Genomic DNA, 2,340 nt, shown 5'->3' on the forward strand with positions numbered 1-2,340 from the left:
GTCGGTTTTGTGGGTGCTGACTGGATTACTGATAACCATGACCCTGTTTCTCGTGATGATCTTCTTGATTGTTTTAACGAGGAGGATATAGAGCCATCGATAAAATTGCTTGTAAGCATTATACGAATACATGTTTGAATTAGGAATAAGCTTTGTCGGTATAAGTCCGTTCAAAAGAACCTGTATAGTCATCTGTCTGTTTATTTTTTCCGGTGGCGGGTCTAACCTAAAAATTTGTTCTTTTATATGTAAAATTAGTAATGTCATCATGATGCAAAAGAGAGTTAAAATCGATTACATTAGTCATTGAATGAATGGAAAAATACTCTTGTAGTAGCAAATATAAACATAATGTGGTAATATTAACCACAAAGAATAGAAGGAGGTGAAATCTATGAAAATAGTAAAAAAACTGATTATAACCTCAGTGATATCTGTTCTAATTTTAACTGTTGGTGTTTCAACAGCTTCAGCTTATCCTTTAGTTGAAGCTAGTATGTCTCCAACCAATGAATCAAGAATAGCTAGTTCAGGGTATTTTAGTAAAAATCTATCATGGGACGGTGGGTTATCTAACACATATAATGTTGAATACTATGATGGTAACAAGACATTATTTTACGACCCATCAGCAAACTATTACAGCAAAAGAGTTAGCTCATATTATAATAAAGGAAATCTAAGTATTAAAACCTGGTATACACAGCTTCGTGTTTCAAATGGTGATACCGCATATGCATATGGCACAGTTACTCTTAAAGATAGGTAAATCATTCATTATTCCGGTCTGTGAAAACAGACCGGGGTACATTTAAAGGAAGGTGAACACATGATTACAGTGGAAAATCTCCGCAAATCGTTTGGGCGAGGAACAAATGCTACGGAAGTGTTACGGGATATCGATCTAACCATCCCGGACGGCAAATGGACGGCTATTGTGGGACCTTCCGGGTCCGGCAAGTCCACCTTGCTCAACTGTCTGTCCGGATTATTAAAACCGGATTTCGGTCATGTGAACTATGACGGCAAAGATCTCTATCGGCTCAAAGAAAAGGAAAGAAGTCACTTCAGGCGAAAACATATTGGCTTTGTCTTTCAGGACTTCAAACTATTACCCTACTATTCTGTAATCGATAACGTCATCTTGCCTCTCCTGTACGATGAAGCCAAACAGAAACTTTATGAGAAAGCCAGACAAATCCTTTTACATATCGGCATTCATGAGCAGCTTTTTACTCGTTTGCCCCGGTCATTGTCCGGGGGAGAAAAACAGCGGGTAGCCATTGCCAGAGCCTTAATTGCTGATCCGGATGTGCTCGTTTGTGATGAACCGACCGGGAATCTGGATCAGGACAATCGGGATATCATTACCGGACTGATTGACAGGTTGCGAAACGAAGGAAAGACCATTGTACTTGTTACCCATGATATGGAAGTGGCAAAAAAAGCGGATGATATTTATCAATTAACCAGTGGCTCCCTGGTACCATACGAGGTGACCGCATGATCAGGCTATCCTTCAAACGGTTGTTGAATCGAAAAGGTTCTACCCTCACATTTCTCATCGCTCTGACAGCCCTGTTTGCACTCATTCCATTCGGCCTCCAGCAATCCAGGGACACAAAACTCGCTGTAGACCATTCCATCACCGAATATGGCAGAGGGACGTACGATCTACTGGTCCGCCCTGGGGGTTCTCGTACGGAAACGGAAAAACAACTCGGGGTGGTGGAAGATAATTATATCGGAGACAGCCAGGGTGGCATTTCCATTTCTGAATGGGAAGAATTAAAGGAGATGGAAGGCATCGAAGTGGCTGCACCCGTGGCTTCCCTCGGGTATTTTCGTGGGAATCAAATGTCCATTGAATTACCAAGATTACCTGAGCCTACTCGATTTACCTGGCAGTTTTTCACATCGGACGGACTGACAAAATACCCGATTAGTGAACCAGAATCTTTAGTCTATTTTGAAGAGACAGAGACAGGTTCTATTCAATATATAGCAGATCCTGATTTGAAACAAAGGTCGTTTGGGGATCGATTTATGACTGTCATTATGCCTCCTAATTATTATCTTCTAGTGGCCATAGATATTGAAAGTGAAGAACAACTAACAGGTATTGATTTCTCAGCTTTTCATAATGCAGATAAACCTTTTTGGTTATCTGCCTTGAAAAAAAACTATGGGGACCCGCACATTGTTAAGGTGCTCAAAAGAGATGGTTTAACTATTCCTTTATTTATGAAAATCAAGGCAGAAACCCTTGATGTCGAACTGGAAGATTATTTAGAGGCCTTCAATCTACAGGAAAGTGAATGGCTTATGAGTATACCGGAC

Annotated in this window: 3 protein-coding genes; all 3 read left to right on the forward strand. The window is 40.6% G+C overall.

Annotation, left to right across the window (positions count from 1 at the left end):
* Positions 1–394 precede the first annotated feature (394 nt).
* Positions 395–769, forward strand: coding sequence for a hypothetical protein (locus EDD68_RS15075; protein WP_132373317.1), 375 nt, complete (start codon positions 395–397; stop codon positions 767–769).
* Between the two features lie 60 nt (positions 770–829).
* Positions 830–1,507: an ABC transporter ATP-binding protein gene (locus EDD68_RS15080; protein WP_132373319.1), complete on the forward strand. Its 678-nt coding sequence runs from the start codon at positions 830–832 to the stop codon at positions 1,505–1,507.
* Positions 1,504–2,340: hypothetical protein (locus EDD68_RS15085; protein ID WP_207902603.1), on the forward strand; the 837-nt coding region annotated here is incomplete at its 3' end. The genes EDD68_RS15080 and EDD68_RS15085, both read left to right, overlap by 4 nt.

The sequence above is a fragment of the Melghiribacillus thermohalophilus genome, assembly GCF_004342905.1.
GTDB classification, from domain to species: domain Bacteria; phylum Bacillota; class Bacilli; order Bacillales; family Alkalibacillaceae; genus Melghiribacillus; species Melghiribacillus thermohalophilus.

Bases quoted from the DNA above. Each gene is read 5' to 3' on its own strand.
- EDD68_RS15075 (WP_132373317.1), top strand. From the start codon at position 395: ATGAAAATAGTAAAAAAACTGATTATAACCTCAGTGATATCTGTTCTA.
- EDD68_RS15080 (WP_132373319.1), top strand. From the start codon at position 830: ATGATTACAGTGGAAAATCTCCGCAAATCGTTTGGGCGAGGAACAAAT.